The organism is Paraburkholderia oxyphila NBRC 105797 (assembly GCF_000685075.1).
Classification (GTDB): Bacteria; Pseudomonadota; Gammaproteobacteria; order Burkholderiales; family Burkholderiaceae; genus Paraburkholderia; species Paraburkholderia oxyphila.
Genome location: NZ_BAYD01000005.1, coordinates 15,715 through 41,304, shown reverse-complemented (window position 1 = coordinate 41,304; position 25,590 = coordinate 15,715). Strand labels below are relative to the sequence as shown.

21 protein-coding genes are annotated in these 25,590 nt (G+C 65.4%); 12 read left to right on the top strand and 9 right to left on the bottom strand.

What is annotated here, in order from left to right:
- Positions 1-34: 34 nt before the first annotated feature.
- Both hutC and BO1_RS04170 read right to left on the bottom strand, forming a co-directional pair.
- A complete protein-coding gene (gene hutC / locus BO1_RS04175; RefSeq protein ID WP_028216490.1) occupies positions 35-772 on the bottom strand; it encodes a histidine utilization repressor in 738 nt (245 codons plus the stop codon).
- 152 nt (positions 773-924) lie between these two features.
- Entirely contained in the window at positions 925-1,656 is a 732-nt protein-coding gene (locus BO1_RS04170; protein WP_028216489.1) for an oxygen-binding di-iron domain-containing protein, read from the bottom strand.
- 187 nt (positions 1,657-1,843) lie between these two features.
- On the opposite strand from BO1_RS04170, the gene BO1_RS04165 reads away from it, so the two are divergent.
- The 4 genes from BO1_RS04165 (at position 1,844) to BO1_RS04150 (ending at position 4,927) form a co-directional block, all read left to right on the top strand.
- Positions 1,844-2,413, top strand: coding sequence for an RNA polymerase sigma factor (locus BO1_RS04165; protein WP_028216488.1), 570 nt, complete (start codon positions 1,844-1,846; stop codon positions 2,411-2,413).
- A gap of 16 nt (positions 2,414-2,429) precedes the next feature.
- A complete protein-coding gene (locus BO1_RS04160) occupies positions 2,430-2,744 on the top strand; it encodes a hypothetical protein (protein ID WP_028216487.1) in 315 nt (104 codons plus the stop codon).
- A 52-nt stretch (positions 2,745-2,796) separates the two neighbouring features.
- Complete coding sequence (locus tag BO1_RS04155) at positions 2,797-3,048, top strand: hypothetical protein (RefSeq protein ID WP_028216486.1); 252 nt, start codon at positions 2,797-2,799, stop codon at positions 3,046-3,048.
- 67 nt (positions 3,049-3,115) lie between these two features.
- A complete protein-coding gene (locus BO1_RS04150) occupies positions 3,116-4,927 on the top strand; it encodes an ABC transporter transmembrane domain-containing protein (RefSeq protein WP_028216485.1) in 1,812 nt (603 codons plus the stop codon).
- Between the two features lie 75 nt (positions 4,928-5,002).
- Here the strand turns inward: BO1_RS04150 and BO1_RS04145 are convergent, their stop codons facing one another.
- Genes BO1_RS04145 through BO1_RS58810 form a run of 3 tightly spaced genes read right to left on the bottom strand, consistent with a single transcriptional unit; the run spans position 5,003 to position 7,069 of the window.
- Positions 5,003-5,875, bottom strand: a complete 873-nt coding sequence (locus BO1_RS04145; protein ID WP_028216484.1) for a nucleotidyl transferase AbiEii/AbiGii toxin family protein — start codon at positions 5,873-5,875, stop codon at positions 5,003-5,005.
- Entirely contained in the window at positions 5,863-6,942 is a 1,080-nt protein-coding gene (locus tag BO1_RS04140; RefSeq protein ID WP_028216483.1) for a type IV toxin-antitoxin system AbiEi family antitoxin, read from the bottom strand. Before BO1_RS04140 ends, BO1_RS04145 begins: the two co-directional genes overlap by 13 nt.
- Positions 6,911-7,069 (bottom strand): hypothetical protein, encoded by a 159-nt coding sequence (locus tag BO1_RS58810; protein ID WP_156992110.1) that lies wholly within the window; start codon positions 7,067-7,069, stop codon positions 6,911-6,913. The genes BO1_RS04140 and BO1_RS58810 overlap by 32 nt, the downstream gene beginning before the upstream one ends.
- A gap of 54 nt (positions 7,070-7,123) precedes the next feature.
- On the opposite strand from BO1_RS58810, the gene BO1_RS04135 reads away from it, so the two are divergent.
- The gene (locus BO1_RS04135) at positions 7,124-7,561 is read left to right on the top strand and encodes a cupin domain-containing protein (protein WP_028216482.1); all 438 of its coding nucleotides are present in this window, start codon (positions 7,124-7,126) and stop codon (positions 7,559-7,561) included.
- A 70-nt stretch (positions 7,562-7,631) separates the two neighbouring features.
- Here the strand turns inward: BO1_RS04135 and BO1_RS04130 are convergent, their stop codons facing one another.
- On the bottom strand, positions 7,632-8,981 hold the full coding sequence (locus BO1_RS04130) for a polyhydroxyalkanoate depolymerase (protein WP_028216481.1): 1,350 nt from the start codon (positions 8,979-8,981) through the stop codon (positions 7,632-7,634).
- 327 nt (positions 8,982-9,308) lie between these two features.
- Here BO1_RS04130 and BO1_RS04125 point away from each other — a divergent pair, with 327 nt between their 5' ends.
- Entirely contained in the window at positions 9,309-9,968 is a 660-nt protein-coding gene (locus BO1_RS04125; RefSeq protein ID WP_028216480.1) for a glutathione S-transferase family protein, read from the top strand.
- A gap of 187 nt (positions 9,969-10,155) precedes the next feature.
- Positions 10,156-11,628, top strand: a complete 1,473-nt coding sequence (locus tag BO1_RS04120) for a circularly permuted type 2 ATP-grasp protein (RefSeq protein WP_028216479.1) — start codon at positions 10,156-10,158, stop codon at positions 11,626-11,628.
- Positions 11,629-11,641: 13 nt separating this feature from the next.
- Here the strand turns inward: BO1_RS04120 and BO1_RS04115 are convergent, their stop codons facing one another.
- Positions 11,642-12,715, bottom strand: a complete 1,074-nt coding sequence (locus BO1_RS04115) for a zinc-binding metallopeptidase family protein (protein WP_028216478.1) — start codon at positions 12,713-12,715, stop codon at positions 11,642-11,644.
- Positions 12,716-12,951: 236 nt separating this feature from the next.
- Between BO1_RS04115 and BO1_RS04110 the strand changes: the two genes are divergently transcribed.
- The 4 genes from BO1_RS04110 (at position 12,952) to BO1_RS04095 (ending at position 21,089) form a co-directional block, all read left to right on the top strand.
- Positions 12,952-16,455 (top strand): transglutaminase family protein, encoded by a 3,504-nt coding sequence (locus tag BO1_RS04110; RefSeq protein ID WP_028216477.1) that lies wholly within the window; start codon positions 12,952-12,954, stop codon positions 16,453-16,455.
- A gap of 77 nt (positions 16,456-16,532) precedes the next feature.
- A complete protein-coding gene (locus tag BO1_RS04105; protein ID WP_028216476.1) occupies positions 16,533-19,166 on the top strand; it encodes a circularly permuted type 2 ATP-grasp protein in 2,634 nt (877 codons plus the stop codon).
- Complete coding sequence (locus BO1_RS04100) at positions 19,163-20,056, top strand: transglutaminase family protein (RefSeq protein WP_028216475.1); 894 nt, start codon at positions 19,163-19,165, stop codon at positions 20,054-20,056. The genes BO1_RS04105 and BO1_RS04100 overlap by 4 nt, the downstream gene beginning before the upstream one ends.
- Positions 20,046-21,089, top strand: coding sequence for an alpha/beta hydrolase family protein (locus tag BO1_RS04095; RefSeq protein WP_245643704.1), 1,044 nt, complete (start codon positions 20,046-20,048; stop codon positions 21,087-21,089). Before BO1_RS04100 ends, BO1_RS04095 begins: the two co-directional genes overlap by 11 nt.
- Before the next feature lie 74 nt (positions 21,090-21,163).
- On the opposite strand, the gene BO1_RS04090 is transcribed toward BO1_RS04095, so the two are convergent.
- Both BO1_RS04090 and BO1_RS04085 read right to left on the bottom strand, forming a co-directional pair.
- A complete protein-coding gene (locus tag BO1_RS04090; protein WP_028216473.1) occupies positions 21,164-21,883 on the bottom strand; it encodes a DUF1223 domain-containing protein in 720 nt (239 codons plus the stop codon).
- Positions 21,884-22,058: 175 nt separating this feature from the next.
- A complete protein-coding gene (locus BO1_RS04085; RefSeq protein WP_156992108.1) occupies positions 22,059-24,233 on the bottom strand; it encodes a carboxypeptidase-like regulatory domain-containing protein in 2,175 nt (724 codons plus the stop codon).
- A gap of 164 nt (positions 24,234-24,397) precedes the next feature.
- On the opposite strand from BO1_RS04085, the gene BO1_RS04080 reads away from it, so the two are divergent.
- Positions 24,398-25,561: a helix-turn-helix transcriptional regulator gene (locus BO1_RS04080; protein ID WP_028216471.1), complete on the top strand. Its 1,164-nt coding sequence runs from the start codon at positions 24,398-24,400 to the stop codon at positions 25,559-25,561.
- Positions 25,562-25,590 lie beyond the last annotated feature (29 nt).

Below are 25,590 nucleotides of genomic sequence, written 5' to 3'. Positions count from 1 at the left end.
CCGTTTTTCTTGCCGGCGGCAAAGCCGCTACGAATCAGATTTGATGACGCGTTGCGCCGGGCTTGAAGCGCGAGCCGAGCCGGTAGCGGTTGCCGGGGTGCACGAAGCGCACGAACGTGACGGGCAGCCCGTTGGTCCAGGTCCGGCGCGTGAGCGTCAGGCACGGTTCGTCGGCGCGCATGTCGAGCAGTTTCGCCTGCTCGGCAGTCGGCATCGTCGCGTCGACGACATGCTCGATCTCGAGCTCGTAATGCGAAACATTGTTGTACAGATACTCGGACGGGGGCTCGGCCTGGAAGTCCTGGTCGATGAAATTCGGCGCGGCGGCCGGATTCACATAGCGTTCCTCGAGCTGAATCGGCCGGCCGTTCTCCTCATGCACGCAAACCACGTGGAACACAGGAGCGTTGAGCGCCAGCCCAAACGCAGCGGCGACCTCGGACGACGCGAGCCCGCGCGTCTGGCTGATGACGTGGCAGCGATATTGATGCCCGCGCGCGTGGATTTCGTCCCGCACGTGCGCGATCATCAACAGATTCGATTGCGGCTTTTCCTCGGCAACGAAGGTCCCGACACCCAGGATGCGCTGCAGTGCGCCTTCGTCGGTCAACTCGCGCAGCGCCCGATTCACGGTCATCCGTGCGACGCCAAGCTCGGCGGCGAGATCGAGTTCGGAGGGAATGCGCTCCCCAATCTTCCAGTCGCCGGTTTGAATGCGCTTGCGAACGAGGGCCTTGATCTGCTGAAACGGCGCGTCGACCTTTTTGATCATCGAGGGTCCTGCCAGGCGGGCGGCGAAAAGGGAGATTCTAGCGCCTGCGCGCTCGCCAACAAAATGGCCAGCATCGTCTCGGCGATGCTGGCCAGGCCGCAAAGTCTTCGAACATTCGCATATCGACGACATTGGCGGGCGTTGCGAATCGCCTAAGCGCCCGAGAGCGCTCCAGCAAGCTCGCGCAGCAGCTTCGCGCCATCTCCGCGCCATGCACTGCCGTGCATGCATGCGAGCGTGGAAGGCGCGGTGGCAATCAACTTATCGAGCAGCGCTCCGGCATGCCGGGTTTGCGAGTAGTAGTCCATCGCGTGGCGGAATGCCTCGCTGGGGCCCAGAATGTCCGACTCCGTTAGCGCCGGCAGGTCCGCTCCAGGTTGGGTAAGAAGATCGCCGCACAGCAATGTGCGGGTGCGCTCGTCAAAAATGACTCCGCATTCCCAGGCGTGCGGAAGGTGCGGCGTATCGATCCAGCGTATACTATGCGATCCTAACGAAATAGTTTCGCCGTCGGCGAGTGCCCTGGGCGCCCTGTCCGCGAGGTCCTCGATCGATACGAGGGCGGCCACCGCGCCGCACAGCGGCGAAGACTGCGGTGCGGCCGCCAGCCATTCGTTGAGCGAGCCGCACTCATCGGCCTCGACATGAGAAAAGGCGATATAGCGCAGCTTCTCGATCGGCAATACGCTTGCGGCCGCTTCACGCACCAGCGGGAACATCCTGCGCGGGCCCGTGTGGAACAGCAGCGGCTGATCGTCGAGAATGAGGTACTGGTTAAACGAGAAGCCCTGCGCGCCCGCAATCTGAACGGGTGTGTTGATGCGATAGATCCCGTCCGCCACCTCGTGAACGTTCGTTCCCGCTTGCCGATTCGTAACGGTCATGGAGCACTCCAAGCCATACGTAAGGAAGACACCCATTAAACATTGCACAGGTTCGGGCGTCAACGGCCGTGCCAACGCTGCGGCGCGGCATACGATACTTACGAACACCTTCCGCCCCGCCATGAAATAAGCGCGCTTTGCAGCGCGCGCGACACAATATTTTCCTTCCCGGATCGTCAACACCGGTATGGAACCGCCGCACACCCCAAAACCGCTGACCGAGCAGGACCGCGAAATCGCCGACGCCGTCGCCCGCGAGCGCCCGAGGCTGCGCAATTTCATCCGCCGCCGGGTCATCGATCAAGACGAAGCCGACGACATTCTCCAGGACGTTTTCGAGGAGCTGGTCGAGGCATGGCGGCTGCCAGAGCCCATCGAGCAGGTTGGCGCATGGCTGTTTCGTGTCGCGAGAAACCGCATCGTCGACCGCTTCCGCAAGAAGAAGGAAACGCCGCTGCCCGATGCTGCGCAAGAGGACGACGAATACCGGCTCGATCTCGCACTGCCCTCTGCCGATGCCGGGCCCGAGGCCGCCTACGCTCGCGCGGCGCTGCTCGACACGCTGCGTGCCGCGCTCGACGAACTGCCCGCAAACCAGCGTGAGGTCTTTATCGCCCATGAACTGGATGGGCGCAGCTTCAAGGAAATGGCAGCCGCGAGCGGCGTTGGCGTCAACACGCTGCTGGCGCGCAAGCGATATGCGGTGCTGCATCTGCGTGAGCGCCTGCGCTCGTCATACGACGGCCTGGAAATTTGAACCGAAGGAGAACTGAATGATGTTTCGCCGCAAATTCTTTGCCAAAGCCCTGCTGATCTTGGTGAGCATCGCGCTACTGGGCTGGATCGTCATGGGGCTATGGAACTGGATCCTCCCGGCTCTCATTGTCAATGCCCATGCGATCGACTATCCGCGTGCGATCGGTCTGTTGGTGCTCTGCCGCATCCTGTTCGGCGGCTTCCGCGGGCATGGCGGCTGCCACAGGCGCAGGCACTGGCAGCGGTGGCAAGCCATGACGCAGCAGGAGCGCGAGCAGTTCCGCAATGGCTCGACGTCGGCTTCACGCCAGAGCGGGGGAAGCGGCATATGACGCGAAACGCCACCGCCGCCCGCAAACCGCCGTTGCACATGGAGCCGGAACAATGAACATGCTGAGCCCGCATGAACTGGCCACGCTGATGCTGGTCCATAGCGCACCCGATCAGATCGACATGGCGCGCTTCGAACTCGACACCTTGCTGGATTGCCAGCTCATTTCACTGGAGCCGCGCTCGGGTGCCTGGCGCCGCCCGGTGCTGACGCCCGCCGGCGCCCATCTGCTGGAAGCCGCCGCGCGTCATGAAGGTAAGCGATCGCGCGATGGCGTACCGTCGGAGGACGATAATCTGCTCTAGCGCCTGACACCCCCGCCCATACGCGGACTGAGATAATCCTCCTTCTTCGATTCGCCCGGAACGCCCCATGCCCGATGCCGCCGCCCGCTCGTCACGCGTCGCCCCACTCTTCGCCCTTCTTCCCTTCCTGCGCCCCTATGCGGGGCGCTGGGCGCTCGCTTTCCTCGCGCTCGTGACCTCGGCAAGCGCGACACTCGCGCTGCCGGTGGCGTTCAAATACCTGATCGACCGCGGCTTCGCCAGCGGCGAGCGCACGCACATCGACCGCTATTTCATCGCGCTATTCGTCGTTTCGCTGATCCTCGCCGGCGCCACGGCGCTGCGCTTCTACTGGGTTTCTTGGCTCGGCGAGCGGGTGACGGCCGATTTGCGGCGCGCCGTCTATGACCATGTGATGCAGATGAGCCCGCAGTTCTTCGAGACCACGCAGACAGGCGAGGTGCTCTCCCGAATCACCACCGACACGACGCTGATCCAGACCGTGGTCGGCACGAGCCTGTCGCTCGGCTTGCGCAATGCGCTGCTGATGGTGGGCGGCGTGGCGATGCTGGTCACCACGAGCCCGGTGCTGTCCGGCTACATCATCGCGACGCTGGTGGTGGTGGTCGCGCCCATCGTCATCTTCGGACGGCGCGTGCGGCGGCTTTCGCGCGCGAGCCAGGACAAGGTCGCGAACGCAAGCGCGCTCGCCGGCGAAGTGCTCAACGCGATGCCTACCGTGCAGTCGTACACGCAGGAGGTCTTCGAGACGCGGCGCTTCGGCGGCGCTGTGGAAGCGGCCTTTGAGACCGCGCTCACGCGAATCCGCGCACGCGCCGCGTTGACGGCCGTGGTGATCGTGTTCGTGTTCGCCGCCATCGTGTTCGTGCTCTGGCTCGGCGCGCAGGCGGTGCTGGCCGGCCACATGACGGCGGGCCAACTGTCCCAGTTCATTCTCTATGCGGTATTTACGGCGGGCGCCGTGGGCGCCGTGGCGGAGGTGTGGGGCGATTTGCAGCGCGCCGCCGGCGCCACCGAGCGGATATTGCAACTGCTGGCCGCGCGCTCGCCCGTGGCCGAGGCTCGGACGACCGTGCCGCTGCCCGCTCGTGGCGAGGGCATCCGCTTTGAAAATGTGAGCTTCTCGTATCCGTCGCGGCCTGGCATCGCCACGCTCTCGGGGTTTTCGCTGGACGTGCGCCCGGGGGAGCATGTCGCGCTGGTCGGGCCGTCCGGCGCAGGCAAGACCACGCTGTTTCAGCTGCTGCTGCGCTTTTACGATCCGCAGTCCGGCAACATCCTGATCAATGGTGTGCCGACGCGGGACGTCTCGTTCGCGGCGTTGCGTCAGGCGATTGGCGTCGTGCTGCAGGAGTCGGTGATCTTCTCGGGCAGCGTACTCGATAACATCCGCTACGGCCTGCCCGACGCCACCCTCGCACAAGTGCAACGCGCCGCCGAAATGGCCGCTGCGGCCGGCTTTATCGAGGCTTTGCCGGAAGGCTACGACACGTTTCTGGGTGAACGCGGCGTGCGGCTTTCGGGCGGGCAGCGTCAGCGCATTGCAATCGCGCGCGCGATTCTCAAGGATCCGCCCATCCTGCTGCTCGACGAGGCCACCAGTGCGCTCGACGCGGCGAGCGAGCGGCTCGTGCAAACGGCGCTGGACAATGCCGCGCAGAACCGCACTACCCTCGTCATCGCGCATCGCCTTGCAACCGTGCAACAAGCCGACCGCATTGTCGTGCTGGACCAGGGCCGCATTGTTGCGCAAGGCCGGCATGCGGAGCTGCTGCAGAGTTCGCCGCTTTATGCCCAGCTCGCGGCGCTGCAGTTTGGCGGGCTGCCCGCGACGGCGGCGGCAGACGAGGCAATGCGCGATAACGTCGGCTCTCAGTGAGGCGATCGTGGGTGCGTTCGGCACGCCCTGGTGAACGCGGACGGGCGTTGGCGAGAATCTGCCAACCCGTCGCACTCACTCCCTGAGCCCCAAAGCGCGCAGCCACGCGTCGACTTGCCCGAAAGCGTCCAGTTGCCATTGCTCCGGACTGCGTTCGCCCAGGACTTGGGTATCCTCGACGAAATGGCGCACGCAGGTCGGACCAAATCCCTCGACTGCATCGAATTTGCTCGCGATGTATCCATAGCCAGCGGCGCCACTGGCGACCTCGAGTAGCGGCCGGCACGCCTCGGCCAGCGCTTGCGGTCCGCCGGGATAATTCCGGATGCAGTAATAGATGTCGTAGGCGTCCTTCTGCTTGTAGCGCCCCTGAATGGCATGGCCCTTCATGGCCAGCAAGGCTGGGATCGAACAGACGGCCACTTCCACGCGGTTCGTCCCGCCATTGGGCATGGGGCCGCTGATCGCAACCATCTGGTAAAAGCGGACAGCGAGATCGGCACCGTCCGCGCGCTGCACGGCAAACTCGCTGACGAGAGGCGGCATGTTCCTGACGATTTCCGCATCTCTCGGCATCAGGAAGTCGATGATCACATCAATGGGCGCGCCGCCATCATCGGTCTTGATCTGGCGTACGAGCTGGAAGCGCCGGAGCGCTTTGCTCTGCGCATAACCATGCCCCAGCAGTGCCTCGACCAGGGTGGCGTACTCACCCTCTCCGAGCGCATCGGTGTCCAGACCGAGATCCACGTCCAGTGTTCCGACATGACGCATGTCCTCGTTGTTGCCCAGCAGCAGCCAGGGCACGGCCCCGCCTACGACGGCGAACTTCCCCTTGAAACTCCCAAGAATCTGTCCGATCTCGATCAGGACGGTCTTGACCGCGGCAGTCGTTCGGTCGTCGTAGTCGCTGGCGTATTGCGCCTCGCCTGGGGTCATGTTGGCCATTGCAGTCTTTCGTCCCGGAGATGATCGGCAGCCTCCCGTCCTCGCTCTCCGGCATTGGAGAGGTCCAGGTAAGTTTGAACGGGGCTGGTACAAACGACACCGGGCGCGGGTTCCACCGAATCGAGGAACAGGCCCGGATCGTCGAGCAGGGTCACGACTACGTTCTCACCCTTGCTGGCCGGAGACAGCTTCAGGGCATCGCAGAGGCGATCGAGACCGGACTCGTCGGCATAGAAATACTGGGTACCGGTGCGCCCGTACGGCGCCAGCCATTGGGCCGCGGAAAAGGAAGCAAGCGCCGTCAGCCAGGTCCTGGCTGAATCCGGCGCCGATGCGCGCACGGCGTCCTCGAGCAACTTGCCATGCAAGGTCGTGTAGAAGGATTGGCGCTTTCCGGGTGGGGGTTCATAGGCGTCGCGCCAGGCATCCAGCAATGCGTTGGGATCCGAAAGCAATACCCCAGCGCTGGACAATGTGGCCCATTCCCTGTCCAACAGGGCCGCGCGCACATTGCTCACATGTCCAAGGCTGACCTGCGCTGCCTCGGCCAGGTCGACAACGCGCCATGCGCGCTCAGGGTCCCGCAGCATCCGGCGCAGCACCTGTGCGGATTTGGGCTTGAACAACGAGCGCAGCTCACGCCGCTCCGTAGCAGGCTTGCTCGCCACCTGGCGCGAGATGAAGAGGGTGCCAAACGCCAGTCGAGCATTGCCTTCGAGGTCGACGAAAGCAACGTCGTACTCGCGGCACAACGACTGGGCCTCGGCAGAGAGATACGGCGCGATGAACACAGGCGTGACGGGCTCGGCCTGACGCTCAACGTATTCGCGCAGCTGCAGCAGCGCCGGGCGCACATGCCGGGGCTGGCCGCTGGATTTCACCTCGGCAACCAAAGTGTGCCGGTGGCCAAAGAGATCAATGTGAGCAATCAAGCCGACCGGGCGGTTGCCTTCTTGCGCGACGTTTTGCACCTCGAGGGACTCGATGGCTGGCACCTCCTCCAGGAGGCCGCGGAGCGCGTCGGCGGCTTGCTGCTCAATTTTCACTGAATTCGGCATTTTCATCATCTGCTGAAAATAGCATTTCTGATGAAATAGTCAAGCCGATTTCACTGAATTTAGCCGTTTCAGCGATCGCTGAAATAGACAAAAATAGTGAAAATTTGACGACCGAGGCGATTTCACGCTGGAACACATCCTGCTTGCCAAGCCAGATGCCCCTTCAACCTTTGCGCTCGGGAGACCTGTCATGCAAACCGGACTCGCCACTGGCTTTTCGCACGTCAAGCCGCAGGACACGGCATTCAAGGGCGGTGGGCTGCGCGACTTCTTCGTCTATTGCGATCTGGGGATCGCCGAGGCCACGCACGGCAAGGTGCTCGCGCAGCTTGTCAGGGCAAATCTTGCGCCGGAGTTGGGCACGGGCTGGCACCGGCATGAGGCGGATTTCCATATCGTCTTCATGCTCAAGGGCTGGGCGCGCTTCATGTACGGCGAGACGGAAACCCTCGTCGAGGCGGGCGACTGCGTGCATCAGGCGCCGGGCATCGCCCATTATCTTTTCGACTACTCGCCTGACATGGAATACCTCGAAATCGTGAGCCCCGCCGATTTCAAGTCGATCGACGTGGAAGCGCCGTGCGCCGTGCCGGCGCCTACGTCCTGGCAAGCGAGCCCCATGGCGTGACGCAGGCGCCAGAGCAGGCGCGCCGTTGGCGCCGCCTTGCGCACCCGCGCCGCGCAAGCCGGGCGCTCGCCTATTTGGGATGCGTTGCGGCGGCGCGGCTGATCGCCGTTGCCGCATGCGCCTCGGCTTCGAGCAGCGCGTGCAAGGTCACCTGATCGCCGCGCACGGCCTCCGGCGCCGCGGTACGCCGCGCGCGCGGCTCATGGTCGTGGATGGTCGAGCGCACCAGCGGATAAATCTGCGAGTCCCAGCGGTGGCCATTGAAGACGCCGTAATGGCCCACGCCCGTCTGCACATGATGCGTTTTCATATAGGGGCGCAGCCCCGAGCACAGGTCATGGGCGGCAACCGTCTGGCCAACCGAGCAAATATCGTCCTTCTCGCCTTCGATGGTGAGCAGCGCGGTGTGGCGGATCGCGTGCGGCTCCACGAGGCGCTCGCCCACCTTGAGCTTGCCCAGCGGCAGCTCGTATTGCTGAAACACCGTTCGGACCGTTTCCAGATAGAACTCCGCGGTAAGATCGGACGTGGCGAAGTACTCGCGATAGAACGTGTTGAGCGCATCGGCTTTGGTGGGATCGCCCTTCGAGCGCTCGTGGCGCATCTCCGCGAACGAGGCGACATGCCGCTCGAGGTTCATCGACATGAACGCACCGAGCTGCACGAAGCCCGGATACACGCGGCGCTGCGCGCCGGGAAATCCGCCCGGCACCGCGCTGATGAGATTGCGCTCGAACCATTCGATCGGCTGACTGTTGGCGAGATCGTTGACCTTGGTGGGATTGACCCGGCAATCGATCGGCCCCGCCATCAGCGTCATGCTCGCGGGCTGCGCGGGCTCGTTGTCGGCGGCCATCAGCGAAACGGCCGCGAGCGCCGCAACGGTCGGCTGGCAGATCGCCACCAGATGCGCGTCGGGGCCAATGCGCCGAATGAACGACATGATGTGCTCGACGTATTCCTCGAAGCCGAAGCGGCCCGCCGCCAAGGGCACGTCGCGCGGGTTGTGCCAGTCGGTGATATAGACGTCGTGATCGGCGAGCATGGTGCGCACGGTGCCGCGCAGCAGCGTCGCGAAGTGTCCCGACATGGGCGCGATGAGCAGCACGCGCGGCTGCGGCGTAGTAAGGTCCTTGCGAAAGTGGAGCAGTGAGGCAAAGGGCGTGCGCTTGACGACGTCTTCGGTCACCGACGTGCGCACGCCGTCCACCTCCACGAAGTCGATGCCGAACGGCGGCCGCGCGTGAGAGAGCCCGGCAAGCTCGATCTGCTCCCACCAGGCATCGAGATAGCGCGCGTCGAATCCGCCCGCGAGTGCGGGCCACGTCGAGACCGCCACGCGGGAGAAAGACGCGGCGCAACGCCAGAGCTTCATCAGGTCCGCGAGCGCCTGGTAGGTGGAATAGGCAAGCAGGTTCATGGGTCCAGCTCCCGACTCTCTTGAACGCGAAGTGTCACAGGCAATACGTATGCCAGAGCCGTCCACTGGCACATTGCTTGCACGTTTCAGGCAGGGCGCCGCATACGCGCGAGCACTCACGACAGCCCATCGCGGCGCGTTATGGCAGCATGGCGCGAGCGCTTCGCGCAAAGCTTTGCCTCTGCCGTCCCGCATGCTGCAAAACGGTGCAGCCCGCGGCGCGAGCGGTGCATGTGGCCGCCATGCGCGCGTTCGGTGCACGGGGCACTGCGCATCGCGTCCTGAGCATCGCAACGCTTCCGTGTCCTTACCGTTCTGGAGCTCCTCATGAGTCAGACGAATACGACCTTGACGATCAGCAGCCGAAACTATTCGTCGTGGTCCATGCGCGGCTGGCTGCTTGCCAGACTCGCCGGACTCGAATTCGACACGGTGACGGTGCCGCTCGACGACGCGGCCACGCGCGCCGAGCTGCTGCTGCTCTCGCCTTCGATTCTCGTGCCCTGCCTGCGCCACGAAGGTATCGTAGTCTGGGACACGCTTGCAATCTGTGAATACCTCAATGAGATCCGGCCGCAGGCGCAGCTGTTGCCCGCGGAACGCACGGCGCGCGCGCACTGCCGCTCGGTCTGCGGGGAAATGCATTCGGGTTTCAGCGCTTTGCGCTCCGCACTGCCCATGAACCTGCGCGGCCACTTTCCGAACTTTCGCGTCTGGTCGCGTGCGCAGGACGACATCGAGCGCATCGTGACCATCTGGCGCGAATGTCTGCAGAAGTATGGCGGCCCCTGGCTCTTCGGCGAGATCGGCGCGGCCGACGCGATGTATGCGCCCGTCGTCACGCGCCTGCTCACCTATGATGTGCCAATCGACCCCGACATCGGCGACTATTGCATGCGCGTGCTCAAGCAGCCTTTTGTCGCCGAATGGATCGCGGCGGCCCAGTCGGAAACCGACGACATCGACGAGCTCGACATGGAGTTCTGAGCGCCACAGCGCTTCGCATCGCGCCGCCGGGGCCATGAATGGCGCGTTGGCCTGAACACCGGCATGGAAGTTGCATTACCGCGTGCAGCCCGATCACCGGCGTAGCGGCCGTTGCCGCACGCGGTGCCCGCGCAAGCTTGCCCATATCGAAGAACAACGCCAGGAAGCAGCGAACGGAACAACGGATATGACGCAAACATTCTTCAATGAGATGTTCGAGTACGGGGAATTCGACGTTCGGGGCGTGGCAGCCGCGGCGTTCGCGCAGGCCGGCGAGCCGCGCGCCCACTACCGCGAGTTCTTCGCGTGGATGCGCGGCCAGAGCGAGCAGCAGATGCTCAACAAGCGCGCCGAAGCCGACGCGATCTTCCGGCGCGTGGGCATCACCTTCGCCGTTTATGGCGAGAAGGATGAAACGGGCGTGGGCACCGAGCGCACGATTCCCTTCGACGTGATCCCGCGCATCTTCCAGCGGCAGGAGTGGAACACGCTGGAGCGCGGCTTGCGCCAGCGCGTCAGCGCGCTCAACCGCTTCATCCACGACATCTATCACGAGCAGGAGATCGTCAAGCGCGGCATCGTGCCCGCCGACCAGATCCTGCGCAACGCGCAGTACCGCCCCGAAATGCACGGTGTGAACGTCGCGCACGACATCTATGCGCATATCGCCGGCATCGACATCGTGCGCGCCGGCGAGGGGGAGTTCTACGTGCTGGAGGACAACCTGCGCGTGCCCTCCGGCGTCTCGTACATGCTGGAAAACCGCAAGATGATGATGCGGCTCTTTCCCGATCTGTTCGTGCGCAATCGCATTGCGCCGGTCGCCCACTACCCCGACCTGCTGCTCGACACGCTGCGCGCCGCGGCGCCCGCCGGCGCCGACGACCCGACGGTCGTGCTGCTCACGCCGGGCATGTACAACTCGGCCTATTTCGAGCACGCGTTCCTGGCCCAGCAAATGGGCATCGAGCTCGTGGAAGGCCAGGACCTGTTCGTCGAAAACGATTACCTCTACATGCGCACGACACAGGGCCCGCAACGCGTGGACGTGATCTACCGGCGCGTGGACGACGACTTTCTCGATCCGCTCGCCTTCCGCCCAGACTCGGCGCTCGGCGCGGCGGGCCTCATCAACGTCTACCGCAAGGGCAACGTCACGCTGTGCAACGCGGTGGGCACGGGCGTGGCCGACGACAAGTCGATCTACCCCTATGTGCCCGACATGGTGCGCTTCTATCTGGGCGAGGAACCGCTGCTCAACAACGTGCCCACGTGGATGTGCCGCAAGCCCGACGATCTGCAATACGTGCTCGACCATCTGCCCGATCTGGTCGTGAAGGAAACGCATGGCGCGGGCGGCTACGGCATGCTGATCGGCCCCGCTGCCACGCGCGCCGAGATCGAGGCGTTTCGCGCGGCACTCGTCGCGAACCCGGACAAGTACATCGCGCAGCCCACGCTCTCGCTCTCCACCTGCCCGACCTGGGTGGAAACGGGCGTCGCGCCGCGCCACATCGACCTGCGCCCGTTCGTGCTCACGGGCAAGGAAGTGCGCATGGTGCCGGGCGGGCTTACGCGGGTCGCGCTGCGCGAGGGCTCGCTCGTCGTCAATTCCTCGCAGGGCGGCGGCACGAAGGACACCTGGGTGCTGGAGCGCTGAGCCGGCGGCCCCTTCACGGCCGCGAAGACGAAGCCGAGATCACGCGATGAACGAAGCGCAACTTGTCGATGACGGGCGAAGCCAGCGCGAACGGATAGCCGTCGGGCATGCCGAGGCTGCGGTTCAGGCTGTTGAGCACGTAGGTGAGCGGGAACCAGCGCGCCATCAGGCTTTCGAAGCTCGCCTCGTCCACCGGTGTCTGGTCGACCAGCATGGGCTCGTCGGGGCTGTCGGGCAGCAGCGCGAGGCCGCAGGCCATGGCCGTGTCGAGCGTGTCGACGATATGCAGGTAGTGCGCCCATGTCTCGGCCCAGTCCTCCCACGGATGCACCGACGCATACGCGCTCACGTGCTGCCCGGCCCAGTCGGGCGCGGGGCCATCGGCGTAGTGCGCGGCGAGCGCCGCCGCGTAGTCGGCGCGCTCGTCGCCGAAGCGGCGGCGAAACGGTTCGAGCCAACGCCCCGGCGGATCGGGCGCGATGAGGCGGTCGAAATAGTAATGGCCGACCTCGTGGCGCAAATGCCCCAGCAAGGTGCGATACGGCTCGTGCAGCGAAACGCGCGTGTGCTCGCGATGCGCGTCGTCGGCCTCGGCGATATTCATCGTGATGAGGCCATGATCGTGGCCCGTCATGATGCGCTCGCCATCGCCCGTCTCTTCGAGAAACTCGAATTGCAGCCCGTTCTCAGGGTCTTCGGCGCGCGTGACGAGCGGCAGGCCGAGCGCGCCGAGCGTGTAAAGCAAGCGCCGCTTGGCCGTTTCGAGGCGATACCAGTAAAGGCGGTTCTCGGGCCGCGCGAGATCGGGGATCGTGCGCGTGAACTGGCAGGCTCGGCACAGCGTATCCGCGCTATCGGCCGGAATCATGCCGTTGCAGACGTTTTCGACCGCGTAGTTGTGGCACTGGCGATAGAGCGCGCCCTGCGCCTGCGCATTGAGGCTGCGCCAGCGGCCCTCGCCGGCGTCCTCGAACGCGTGCATCTCGCCTGCCTGCGGCACGTAGCCGAGGCGCGCCTCACAACGCTCGCAGCGCTCGTTTTCGAAAAACACCAGGTGATTGCAGTGATCGCAGTGAAAGGTCTTCATTGCCGCATTCCTGTGATGGCCACACGGGCCGCACAGCCTCGCGCAGCACGCCGCATGCCTCGTACGCGCGGGGCCGCCGATTCCGCAACCGATTCCGCCGCCGCTGTCACCGCCGCTATCACCGCCGCTATCACCGAGTTTGTCACCGCAGTTGTCACATCCGGCACTCACGCCGTCCGCATCATACGCACGCGGCGCCACGCGCCGTTCCATCCACGTCGATCGAGGAGTCGGGTGTGTCCATCCGTGTCGCGTTAAACCATGTCACGCAGTATCGCTATGACCGCCTCGTGCGCCTCGCGCCGCACGTGGTGCGCCTGCGCCCGGCGCCGCACTGCCGCACGCCCATCCTCTCGTACTCGATGCGCGTGGAGCCCGCCGGTCATTTCGTCAACTGGCAGCAAGACCCGTTCGCCAACTATCAGGCGCGGCTCGCGTTTCCCGAGCCCACGCGCGAGTTCCGCGTCACGATCGATCTGGTCGCGGAAATGGCGGTCTACAACCCGTTCGACTTCTTTCTCGAGCCGAGCGCCGAGCGTTTTCCGTTCACCTATGCGCCCGAACTGGCCGCCGAGCTCGCTCCGTATCTGGCGCGCAGCGAGCCGACGCCGCGCTTCGCCGCGTTCGTCGAGTCGATCGACCGCACGCCGCGCGTGACCATCGATTTCCTCGTCGATCTGAACCAGCGCCTGCAACGCGAGATTGGCTACCTGATCCGCATGGAGCCAGGCGTGCAAACGCCTGAGGAAACGCTGGAAAAAGCCTCTGGCTCATGCCGCGACACGGGCTGGCTGCTCGTGCAGACGCTACGCCAGCTCGGCCTTGCCGCGCGCTTCGTCTCGGGCTACCTGCTGCAGCTCACGCCCGACGTCAAGGCGATCGACGGCCCGCGCGGCGCCGAGGCCGATTTCACCGACCTGCACGCCTGGTGCGAGGTCTACCTGCCGGGTGCGGGCTGGATCGGGCTCGATCCGACCTCGGGGCTGCTCGCGGGCGAAGGCCATATTCCGGTGGCCTGCACGCCGGAGCCCGGCAGCGCCGCGCCGATCTCGGGCGCGCTCGACGAATGCGAAGTGGAGTTCTCGCATTCGATGTCGATTTCGCGCGTGCTGGAAACGCCGCGCGTGACGAAGCCCTACACCGAGGCGCAATGGGCCGACATGCACGCGGTGGGCGTCCAGGTTGACGCGGCGCTCGCCGGCCAGGACGTGCGGCTCACGATGGGCGGCGAGCCGACCTTCGTCGCCGCGGGCGACCGCGACGCGCCCGAATGGAACACCGATGCGCTCGGCCCGACCAAGCGCCGCTACGCCATTGCGCTGATGGACAAGCTGCGCGCGCATTATGGCGCGCTGGGCTTTCTGCATATCGGCCAGGGCAAATGGTATCCGGGCGAGCAGTTGCCGCGCTGGGCGCTCTCGCTCTACTGGCGTGCCGACGGCGAGCCGTGCTGGCGCGATCCCACCCTGTTCGCCGACGAGCGCTCGCCCGCTCACCACACGGCCGAGGACGCGCGGCGCTTCATCGAGCGCCTCGCTGCGAAGCTCACGGTCGATCCGCAGCATGTGCAGCCTGCCTACGAGGACACCTGGTATTACCTGTGGCGCGAGCGCCGGCTGCCCGTGAACGTCGATCCGTTCGACTCGCGCCTCGAAGACGAGCTCGAGCGCATGCGGCTGCGCCGCCTGTTCGACGCGGGTCTCGACGCCGTGACGGGCTACGTCCTGCCGCTCGCGTGCGAACGCCCCGAGGCACCCGATGCGGCGCACGCCGCCCCGTCCCAGCCCGCCTTGCAGGGCCCGCGCTGGGTGAGCGGCCCGTGGTTCTTCCGCGACGATCGCCTGTACCTGATTCCCGGCGACTCGCCGATGGGCTACCGGCTGCCGCTCGATTCGCTGCCGTGGGTGGCGGAGGGCGACTACCCGTGGCAGCACACGCGCGATCCGTTTGCCGCGCCGGTGCCGCTGCGCAGCGCCGCGGAGCTGCGCATGCAGTACGAGAGCGGGTTTGACGCCGCCGCGCGATCTCAGCACGGGGAAGGCGCGCGCCCGGCTGGATACGCCGAAGGCGCGGGAAGCGCCAGAAGCGGCAACGCGGCCGACGCCAACCGCTACCCCGAACGCGGAGAATCCGCCGCCTGGACCCACCGCACGGCGCTGTGCGTCGAAGTGCGCGACCCCGCGCGCGCCGCCGGGCCCAAAGCCGAAGCCGCAACCTATGGCCGCGCGCAGGGCCAGCTGCACGTCTTCATGCCGCCGCTCGTCGAGCTCGACGATTACCTCGAGCTGCTCGCCGCCGCCGAAGCCACCGCCGCCGAGCTCGCGCTGCCTGTGGTGATCGAGGGCTACCCGCCGCCGCGCGACCCGCGCCTGAAAATGCTCCAGGTCACGCCCGACCCCGGCGTGATCGAGGTGAATATCCACCCGTCGTCGAACTGGGACGAACTGGTCGAGCGCACCGAATTCCTCTACCAGTCCGCGCACGAAACCGCGCTCTCCACCGAGAAGTTCATGCTCGACGGGCGCCACACCGGCACGGGCGGCGGCAATCACTTCGTGCTCGGCGGCGCCACGCCCGCCGACAGCCCGTTCCTGCGCCGCCCCGACCTGCTCGCGAGCCTGCTCGCCTACTGGCACAACCATCCGTCGCTTTCGTACCTGTTTTCGGGCCTGTTCATCGGCCCGACGAGCCAGGCGCCGCGCGTGGACGAGGCGCGCAACGATCAGGTCTACGAACTGGAAATCGCCTTTGCGGAAATCCAGCGCCAGGTCGACCTGCTGCATGGCTACGCCGAGGCCGCCAGCGGCGGCGAGCGCGTGCCACCCTGGCTCATCGACCGCGCGCTGCGCAACATCCTCATCGACGTGACCGGCAACACGCACCGCGCCGAGTTCTGCATCGACAAGCTCTACTCGCCCGACGGCCCGACCGGCCGCCTGGGCCTGCTGGAGCTGCGCGGCTTCGAAATGCCGCCGCACGCGCGCATGAGTCTCGCGCAGCAACTGCTGCTGCGCGCACTCGTCGCGCGCTTCTGGCAGACGCCGTACACACAGCGGCTCACGCGCTGGGGCACCGAACTGCACGACCGCTTCATGCTCTCGACCTTCGTGCAGATGGATTTCGACGACGTGCTCGCCGAAACGGCCGCGGCGGGCTTCGCGCTCGATCCCGCCTGGTTCGCCCCGCACTTCGCGTTCCGCTTCCCGCTGGTGGGCGAGCTGCAGACGAGCGGCATCGCGCTCGCGGTGCGCCACGCGCTCGAACCGTGGCACGTGATGGGCGAGGAAGGCGGGGCCGGCACCACGGTGCGCTATGTCGATTCGTCGGTGGAGCGGCTCGAAGTGCGCGTGCTCGGCATCAACGAGAACCGCCATATCGTCAGCGTAAACGGCCGCGCGCTGCCGCTGCAGCCCACCGGGCGCGTGAGCGAGAGCGTGGCGGGCGTGCGTTTTCGCGCGTGGCAGCAGGCGTCCGCGCTGCATCCGACCATCGGCGTGCACGCGCCGCTCACGATCGATATCGTCGATAGCTGGAGCGGCCGCGCGATCGGCGGATGCCAGTATCATGTTGCGCACCCGGGCGGCCGCCATTATCAGACGTTTCCGGTCAACGCCTACGAGGCCGAAAGCCGGCGGCGCGCGCGCTTCTTCACCACCGGGCACACCCCCGGTCCGGTGGAAGTGGCGCCCGCCGGGCGCAGCCTCGAATTTCCGTTCACACTGGACCTGCGCCGCGGCTGATTCCGGCCGATAATCCGTCAACAGCCCCAACCGAAGGCGCGCCTCGCGTACGCGACGCGCCGCCACGACCCACGATCTTGCCGACTCAATCGACCCTGCCGTTCGACTCCGCCGCCAGCGACGCGCTGGCCCTCGAGCCGCTGCGCACGCTGCCGGTGCGCGCCGGACACTGGGACGAACTGCGCACGGCAGATGGCGAGCTGCGCGAGCCATGGCGGCAGTTTTTCGGGCTGCTCGGCGAACCTGGCGTGGCGGGCTTCGACGCCGCCGCGGCATCGGTCGCGCGCCAGGTGCGGGAAAACGACATCACCTACAACGTCTACGCGGACCGCGGCGGCCCTCGCCCGTGGGCGCTCGACGTGCTGCCGCTCATCATCGGGGAAAGCGAATGGGCGCAGATCGAGCGGGGCGTGGCGCAGCGCGCGCGCCTGCTCAACGAGATCGTCGCCGATATCTACGGGCCGCAGACGCTGCTCGCGCGCGGCCTGCTGCCGCCCGCGCTGGTGTTCGGCCATCCCGGCTATCTGCGCCCCGTGAAAGGCTTCGTGCCGCCCAACCGCCAGTACCTGCAGATCGTCGCCCTCGACCTCGCGCGCTCGCCCGAGGGCCAGTGGACCGTCGTTTCGCACCGCACGGAAGCGCCTTCGGGGCTCGGCTATCTGCTCGAAAACCGGCTCATCGTCTCGAGCCTCTTCGCCGAGCCGTTTCGCACCATGCGGGTACACCGCGTCGCCCCCACCTATTCGCAGCTCATCGCCACGCTCGCCGCTGCCGCGCGCGCGATCATGAGCGCGGACGAGCGCGGGGTGAGCGGCGCGTCCCCGCATATCGTGCTGCTCACGCCGGGGCCTTTCAGCGAGACCTATTTCGAGCACGTGTTCCTCGCGCGCTACCTCGGCCTCACGCTCGTCGAGGGCAAGGACCTCACGGTGCGCGAGGACATGCTGTACCTGAAAACGCTGGGCGGACTCGAGCGCGTCCACGCCGTGCTGCGCCGCCTCGACGACACCTTCTGCGACCCGGTCGAACTGCGCGCCGACTCGACCATCGGCGTGCCAGGGCTGCTGCAGGTCATGCGAGCCGGCAACGTCATGGTCTCGAACGTGCCCGGCGCGGGATTCGTCGAATCACCCGCGCTGCACGGCTTCATGCCCGGCATTGCGCAGGCGCTGCTCGGCGAGCCGCTGGCGTTACCCGGCGTCGCCACCTGGTGGTGCGGCGAAGACGCGGCCTGCCAAGACGCGCTCGCGCACATTCCCGAGGCCCTGCTCGTGCCGACCTGGCCCGGCGGCGCGCGCGCAGCGTCCGCGCCGCCGGGGCTTGCCGCCGGCGTGCAGAAGCTCGCCGACTGGTGCGAGCGGATCGGGCAACTGCCCGACGCCTTCACGGTCCAGCAGCCGCTGCGCTACAGCTACACGCCGCGCTACGAAAACGGCGCCGGCATGCTCGGCACGCGGCCCGCTGTGCTGCGTGTCTACGCCATCGCCGATCAGGAATGCGGCTGGCGCGTGCTGCCCGGCGGCTTTACGCGGCTGGCCGCAGAACATCAGGAATCCGTATCGATGCAGGTGGGCGGCAGCAGCGTCGATACCTGGGTGCTGTCGAGCCAACCGGGCTCGACCTTCACGCTCCTGCCCAGCCCGATCAAGCCCGGCGACCTGCGCCGCGAACGTCGCCGCGTCCCGAGCCGCGCCGCAGAGAACCTGTTCTGGGCGGGACGTTACGGCGAGCGCGCCGAAAACGGCGTGCGCCTGTGCCGGCTGATTCTCGGCTCGCTCGAAGGCAGCGACGCCGAAGAGCTGTTCGGCACCTTCGTCGAACTGGCTGCCGCGCATGGCCTCGTGCCATCCACGAGCAGCGAGGCACGGCGCGGCCTCGACGGCTTCGAGCGCGCCCTCGTGGCCAATTTGCACGAACATGCGGGCGCAACGGGAATCGGGCGGACCCTCGCGAGCCAGGCCTACGCCTGCGGTGAAATTCGCGGCCGGCTTTCGAGCGACCATTGGCGCACCGTGCTGGCCTCGCGCAACGACTTCCGCGACGCGCTGGAGGCGCTTTCTCTCGTGCCGGCGCCGGCGCGGCGCGGCGCCGCCATCGAATTCAGGCGCCCCACGCCATACGACCGCATGGCGCTGATGGGCGCGCTCGACGCGCTCGCCACGCAGCTGAGCGCCATCAGCGGCTGCCAGGGCGACCGCATGACACGCGACCAGGCGTGGCGCCTGCTGTTCGCGGGACGCCATATCGAACGCGTGTCCGCGCTGGCCACGATGCTGCGTATCGCCGCGCACGAGCGCACGCTCGCGACGCCCGCGGGCTTCGACGTGCTACTGCAACTGTTCGACAGCACTCTCACCTATCGCTCGCTGTATCCGGGGCGCCTCGAGGTGCCTGCCCTGCTCGATGTGATCGTGACCGACCCGACCAATCCACGCGGCCTCTATGGCGTCTACGCGCGGCTGCGTGCGCGGCTCGACGAGATCGCCGAGGCCGCGGGCGGACCGAAGCGCGAGCCGTTCGCCTCGCAACTCGCGCCCGTCGAGGCGCTGCCCACGCTGGAGACACTGTGCGAGCCCGGCGAAGACGGCCGCTACCCCGCGCTGACCGCACTGTGCGACAGCTTCTCCGAGCGCATGGCCGCCACCTCGAACGAGATCAGCGCGCGCTGGTTCAGCCACGCCGCGCCGCTTGCCGCGCAGGTCTGGTCATGAGCGGTACGCGCCTCACGGTCACGCACCGCACGACCTATCGCTATTCGACGCTGGTCGAGACCGCGCAGCATCTCGCGACGATCCGCCCGCTCGCGCTGCCATGGCAGCGCGTGCTCGCGCACCGCGAACACATCGAGCCCGCGCCGTCGTATCAGACGAGCCGCCACGATGCCTTCGGCAACGAGGTCCTCTACTTCTCGTTCGACGCGCCGCACGACTACCTGCAGATGACGAGCGAGACGAGCGTGCTGCTCGCGCCGCGCTACGCTTCGTTCGATATCGCCGCGACGCCGGCCTGGGAAGACGTCACGCGCATGCTGCGCTACACGGTGGGCGGCGACTTTCATGCGGAGTCCGAATTCTGCTTCGCCTCGCCGAACATCGCCTTGCTGCCCGCATTGCGCGCCTACGCGCTGGAGAGCTTCGCGCCCGGCACGCCCGTTCTGGCGGGCGCGATCGATTTGATGCATCGCATCCACGCCGATTTCGCTTACCGTCCCTCGGCAACGGCGTTCGACACGCCCGCCGCGCGCGCATTCGAACTGCGCCACGGCGTGTGCCAGGACTTCGCCCAGGTGATGATCGGCTGCCTGCGCTCGATCGGGCTCGCCGCGCGCTATGTGAGCGGCTATCTGCGCAACGATCCGCCCGAGGGCGCGCTGCCGATGATCGGCGCGGACGCCTCGCATGCGTGGGTATCGCTCTATGTGCCTTCGGAGACTGCTGCCGGCTGGTTCGATCTCGATCCGACCAACGATGTGCTTGCCGATCAAGGCCATGCCACACTCGCCATCGGCCGCGATTACAGCGACGTGTCGCTGCTTCGCGGCGTGATACTGGGTGGCGGCGCGCATCAGGTGCATGTGGCGGTCAAAGTGAATGCGGATTGATTCCGGGCGACGCGAAGAAAGAAAAAGCAAGGAGATGACTGTGAGGTTGGTGGCCGTAATCGCCACGCTTTTTGCCCTGCTTGTCACGCCGGCCCTCGCAGCCGATGTCGGTTTCGAGGAGGTCAAGATCGCGAATGGCGAGGGGCCGCCGCTCACGGCCGGAATCTGGTATCCCGCCCACGCTGCGGCGACGCCGCACGCCTTGGGCGCTTTCAGTCAGACTGTGGCGCCGGGCGCGCCGATCGCGGGCCAGCGTCTGCCGCTGGTTGTCATCTCGCATGGCGGCGGTGGCTGGTACGGCGGCCACTACGATACGGCGCTCGCCCTGGCGCACGCGGGCTTTGTGGCAGCGGCAGTCAGTCACGACGGCGACACTTTCGGCGACCAGAGCCACGTCCTGGAACTGTGGCGCCGCCCTGCCCAGCTTCACCGGCTGGTGGACTACATGCTCGGCGAGTGGCATGGGCACGGGCGGATTGATGCGGCCCGCGTCGGTGCGTTCGGCTTTTCCAACGGCGGCTTTACCGTACTCGTGGCTGCAGGCGGGACCCCGGATCTTTCGAAGATCGCCCCGTATTGCGAGGCCCACCCCGAGCACGACCTGTGCGAGGACCTGAAGCAGGCGGGCGTCGATCCTCGTTTCGGCGCGGACGTTGCCGCGAGCGTCTGGGTCCACGACCCGCGCATCAAGGCCGTAGTGGTCGCCGCGCCCGCGTTCGGCTTCGCCTTCGGCAGCACCGGGCTAAGCAGCGTGCACGTCCCGATCCAGCTCTGGCGAGCCGCCGACGATCGTCACCAGCCCGATCCCTATTATGACGAAGCGGTGCGTGCCAACCTGCCCCGGGCGCCTGAGTATCACGTCGTCGCCCACGCCGGCCATTACGACTTCCTGCCACCCTGCGACGTCCGCCTGTCGCGAAAGAGGCCGGAAATCTGCAACAGCCTGCCGGACTTCGACCGCGCCGCGTTCCATGAGCAATTCAACGCCGCTGTCGTGCAGTTTTTCCAGGCAACGCTGCATTCGAACCGATGAGCCGTGCGCAATCCATTGAGCGAAGCGCATGCGCAGTCGCGACGTTGACTTCATTCGCGTGCAACCCCCGTCGCTCAGTGCACAGGCCCTTCACTCGCATCCGCAACGCGTGCGGCGCCGACAATGGCGCCATCATCGGCTTCGAGCAGGACCGCCAGATGTTCGCCGACGCCAGCGTCGGCATGCAACGTCAGCGCTGTGCCGGACCACTGGCCGATGGTTGCCAGGCTGCGCACGACATTCGATTCCGTGAGCGTATGCCCCGCGTTCTCGCCGCGCCCGATTGGCGTGACGTGACGCGCGTCGTAGCTGACCAGCAGCACGCGCGCGCTTCCGCTGCCCGGGCCGATGGACACCGAAACGCTGCCGCCTTCGCGGGTGGCGCTAACGGTAGCAGCCGTCACGCCCATGGACTTCGCATGATCGATGGCGGCACTGGCCGCAGTGCGATTCGAGCCCACCATCTCGGCTTTGCCGTCGACCACCATCTCGGGCGTATACGCGAAGTCGCGAAACCGCTGGGCGTACTGCGCCTGACGCGCATCGGCGGCATCGAACGAAAACGGATCTTTCCAGCCGAGCTGGTTCCAGTAGGTGACGTGAAACGCCAGCGGCAGCACATCGGTGCGCGTGTCGCTCAGCTCGGACAGAAAGCGGTCGGCCGGCGGGCACGACGAACAGCCCTCCGATGTAAACAATTCGACAACGACCGGACGCGGCGCGGCGGCGTACGCATGTGAGGCGAGCAGCGCCGCAGCGCCGGCGCAAAGGGCAGCAAGAGAACGGGCCAGCATGTCGTGACTCCAGTTGACGACGTTCTCGTTAATTCGCTCGCGGGCGCTGGCCGGTTACAGTTGAAGCGCTTCGGGATAGAAAGTGCACGGGACAAGGTGTTTGCCAGCGCGATGCCACGTGTCACCACTGAACCAGGCGCCAATCATGACGCCCGTTCAGCGATACGGCTGCTCGTCAGGAGGCGTTTGGCGCAGTGGCCGAGCTGCGATAAGTTGCATTCAGGTAAAACAGGACCCCCTGAGCATTCTTGCTCCTCAACTGCACGATTCGATACGCTGCATCGGATGCGTTGTTGATCGCGAGGAAAGCGTTGGCAACCGCGCTTCCGCCGCAAGTTCCGGTTCCGGACGCCGTCAACGTCACAGCGGTCGCCCCAGGCGTTACCGGCACGGTTTGCTGATAGCCGCAGCCATTCTGATCTTCCGTCTGCACGCTGACGCCGGTCATGGTCAGTTGAGTCAGGTTGGCGGCCACCGCCGGGGGCGGCGTGAAATCCACGCTGACCGAGGTTTGCGCGGCAGCCTGTGAGCCGCCAGCCGACAGGAAGTGGGTGACCACATCGCTGCCCAAGGTCGGCCACGATCCTTGCGCGTAGGTATTCAACGCTAGCGTGGCGTCCGCGAATCGGTTCGGATTCGTGACGCTATACGTGCCAATCGCACTGCCGCTCGCGTTGTACAGCGTAAATTCATAAACGGCAGTCGGCGGGAGAGAAGCGACGTCCAGCTGGCTGGTGGCCCAGAAACCCCGCGTTGGCGGGGTGAATGTCGCGCCGGATTGCGTCGCCCAGTCCCATCGGTATTCGCTCGTGTTGCTGCCGGTGGTGGGCGTGCCGCTCGGTTGCGACGACGGTTGCTTGCTTGCGATAGACAGGTAATTCGTGCCAGTGACGGTCGAGGGCTCGAGCCACAGTCCGGCTGCCGGCAGGCCAGGCCCGGTGACTTGCGCATAAGCGATCGGACTGCTGCTGTTCCAGGCAATATTGAGCGTGACGCCCGCGTCGAAGAAGCTCGTGTCGTTGCTGCCGTTGCTGTTGGCGAACTGGTCGTAAAAGTCCCGATACGTCGTGCGCGTCGACACTGACAGGTTGTAAGGAAGCTGATTGCCGATGATGTCCCACGTGCCGGACGGGGTCTGCTGCACCGTCGTATAGAGCGTGTATTGTCCGGAGCTGCCGTTAGCGCTGGACAAGCCATAAGGAACGCCGATCAGCGCGGTGGTTCCCGCAGCGTTCGCCGATACGACAAACGGCACCGAACCGCTGAGGTTGAGGTTCGACGAAGCCAGATCGGGATCGTACTGGGTGATGTTTTTGAAGCCGTTGTCCTCATAGCTGGCATCGATCAAGCCGCTGCTGCATGCCGATCCCGTTCCGCCCGCTGCGCCGCACGTTTTCAGCGCGGCAGGCAGCGTGCCGAGGTACGTTTCCAGCGAATTGAGGTTGGTGATGGCACTGGCGCTGACCGCCGGCGCGACCGGTGTGTTAGCCGGCGTCGATGCGCTATTGAGCGTCAGATAGGCAGCGCTCTGTGAAGCGGCACTACTGGGCGTCTTGTAGACGAGATAGGTCGCCGCGCCTTCGGGCACGATCGTCACGATGTCGATCAGCGCATCTGCACCGGTATGGTTCGCCGTGAACGTGGTGCCAATGGGGTCGTAATTCGCCGGCAACCCGACTGCGCCAAGCAGGTTCGACAGATAGGTGTCGAGCGTCGTCGTTGCGCCCTGCACGCTCGCTTTCGTCACGCCGCTGCTCAATGTCGTTGCGGCGCCAGCCGTCACAAAATCCATCGGGTTGCCGTCCGGTGTCAGCAGCGCGGTCAATGCCGTGGTCAACGTCGTGACATTGGCGGTCGCACTTGCGCCTGCTGCTGGCAGGCTGGCGAGCACGGCGATCATCGTGTTGGCCTGGCCGCTCGGATCCGCGGCAACCACAGCAATCGGGGCAGTCAGTCCGCTCGTGACGAGCGTGTAATTGCCATTGCCGTCGGCGGTGGCCGTGGCGGTTTTGCCGTTGACATCGGTGGCCGTGATGGCGGCGTTCGCGACCGGATTCCCGCTGGCGACGGTCCCCTGAATCTGGGGCGCCGCGACCGGCGGCGTCGAGGAATTACCGCCGCCGCCACACGCCGTCAAAAACGACAGCGCAATCGCGCTGGCAATCAACGTGGGCTTCAAGTCGATATGCCGCGCTCTGATCTTTTCATTGTTCATCGTTGCATCCCCGTAGGACTTCGAATTGGGCGAACCCAAAAGTCTCTTCGTTAGCGATATGTCAGGTTTATTACTGTTTAATTTCGTGTGAGGCAGGACGTTTTGCGAGATGGTCTCCCCGGTCCGCAGCCTCACGAGAGAGGCTATTCGGAGCGCAATGGACGGGCAATACCGCAATTGAAGTATGGTGTTTTCGCACTTGATAAATGAGGCATTGTCTGTACGTCTATCGTTCGTGAACCCGGCGTGCGAAGATGCCATTCGACAGCAAACCGCATTGAACAAGAAGAGGTTTTCGGATGGATCTGTCGAATGAGCGCTACGAAGAAATGATTCATTTGCTTTATGAAGCCGTTGCCGAACCGTCTGGCTGGCCTGCCCTCTTTACGGCGCTCGGCGAGGCTATCGACGCGAACGTCATCCATATGCTCGCCCTCGACAAAAAGCATGGATCGCTTTCATACAGCGATGGCTTCAATCTCCCCGTTGAAGGCGAACTGGCTTATATCCAGAAATACGGCAGCATCGATCCTCGATTAGCCTTAATGCTGCAAAGGAAACCAGGAGACTGGATTCATTGCCACGAAGTGTTTAATGAAGAGTTTGTCTCGCGCGATCCGTTCTACCAGGACTTTCTGATTCCCATTGGCCGGCGCTATGTCTCGGGATGCAAGCTGGTGGACGACGAGAACGTCTGCGTGATTTTTTCGGTGCTTCGGGGCGTTGGAGAAAATCCTTTAGGCGTGCCGGAAGTCCGCTTTCTCGACAAGCTCCTTCCGCACCTGACTCGCGCCGTGCGCATGCAGATCCAGAACTACACGTTCTCTACCAAGGCCCTCGTAGGCCATGCACTGGTCAACAAGCTCAGGCAACCCGTGATGCTTTTGACGACCGACAGTAGCGTGGTCCTGGCCAACGAAGCCGCAACACGCTTGCTCACCGCTACGTCGCTCGCCAGCATCGCCGAGGGAAAGCTGCGCCTGCCGGCCGAATATCAGGCGCAGTTTCTGGATGAGTGCGCGCGGCTGGAGGGGCTTGCACGCGGTGAGGTCGAGACGCCGGAAGAGGTCTCGACATATCGATCGATTGCGATGACTACCCGCAGCAGAGATGGCCACGCCGTTGAATCGCTCTACGCATTCTTCACGTTGCTGGTGCCGCCCAAAGTCAGTGGTGCCTTCGGCTTGCGGCCCCTCGTCCTGTTGCTGTTCTATCACCCCGACTCGGCACTGCCCGTGGACTCCGAGCTGCTCAGTGCGGCATTCAATCTGACGCCCGCCGAAATCCGCGTTTGCCGCTTGCTCGGTGAAGGGCTTTCGCCCAAGGAGATCGCTTTTCGGCTCGGCACTCAGTATGAAACCGTGCGCAAGCAGTTGCAGTCCATTTATCGCAAGACGAATACGGATCGCCAATCTGAACTGATGCGCCTGATGCTTCATCTCCCGCTGAACGCATTTGTTTGAACCCGGCCTCACGCCGGGTTCGCCGTCTT

What these genes read in the sequence shown, in the direction of transcription:
- BO1_RS04100 (WP_028216475.1), top strand. Translation starts at nt 19,163, where the DNA reads ATGAGCGGTACGCGCCTCACGGTCACGCACCGCACGACCTATCGCTAT.
- BO1_RS04130 (WP_028216481.1), bottom strand. Translation starts at nt 8,981, where the DNA reads ATGAACCTGCTTGCCTATTCCACCTACCAGGCGCTCGCGGACCTGATG.
- BO1_RS04145 (WP_028216484.1), bottom strand. Translation starts at nt 5,875, where the DNA reads ATGGCCAACATGACCCCAGGCGAGGCGCAATACGCCAGCGACTACGAC.
- BO1_RS04160 (WP_028216487.1), top strand. Translation starts at nt 2,430, where the DNA reads ATGATGTTTCGCCGCAAATTCTTTGCCAAAGCCCTGCTGATCTTGGTG.
- BO1_RS04150 (WP_028216485.1), top strand. Translation starts at nt 3,116, where the DNA reads ATGCCCGATGCCGCCGCCCGCTCGTCACGCGTCGCCCCACTCTTCGCC.
- BO1_RS04125 (WP_028216480.1), top strand. Translation starts at nt 9,309, where the DNA reads ATGAGTCAGACGAATACGACCTTGACGATCAGCAGCCGAAACTATTCG.
- BO1_RS04170 (WP_028216489.1), bottom strand. Translation starts at nt 1,656, where the DNA reads ATGACCGTTACGAATCGGCAAGCGGGAACGAACGTTCACGAGGTGGCG.
- hutC (WP_028216490.1), bottom strand. Translation starts at nt 772, where the DNA reads ATGATCAAAAAGGTCGACGCGCCGTTTCAGCAGATCAAGGCCCTCGTT.
- BO1_RS04120 (WP_028216479.1), top strand. Translation starts at nt 10,156, where the DNA reads ATGACGCAAACATTCTTCAATGAGATGTTCGAGTACGGGGAATTCGAC.
- BO1_RS04140 (WP_028216483.1), bottom strand. Translation starts at nt 6,942, where the DNA reads ATGATGAAAATGCCGAATTCAGTGAAAATTGAGCAGCAAGCCGCCGAC.
- BO1_RS04095 (WP_245643704.1), top strand. Translation starts at nt 20,046, where the DNA reads ATGCGGATTGATTCCGGGCGACGCGAAGAAAGAAAAAGCAAGGAGATG.
- BO1_RS04090 (WP_028216473.1), bottom strand. Translation starts at nt 21,883, where the DNA reads ATGCTGGCCCGTTCTCTTGCTGCCCTTTGCGCCGGCGCTGCGGCGCTG.
- BO1_RS04135 (WP_028216482.1), top strand. Translation starts at nt 7,124, where the DNA reads ATGCAAACCGGACTCGCCACTGGCTTTTCGCACGTCAAGCCGCAGGAC.
- BO1_RS04165 (WP_028216488.1), top strand. Translation starts at nt 1,844, where the DNA reads ATGGAACCGCCGCACACCCCAAAACCGCTGACCGAGCAGGACCGCGAA.
- BO1_RS04115 (WP_028216478.1), bottom strand. Translation starts at nt 12,715, where the DNA reads ATGAAGACCTTTCACTGCGATCACTGCAATCACCTGGTGTTTTTCGAA.
- BO1_RS04080 (WP_028216471.1), top strand. Translation starts at nt 24,398, where the DNA reads ATGGATCTGTCGAATGAGCGCTACGAAGAAATGATTCATTTGCTTTAT.
- BO1_RS04155 (WP_028216486.1), top strand. Translation starts at nt 2,797, where the DNA reads ATGAACATGCTGAGCCCGCATGAACTGGCCACGCTGATGCTGGTCCAT.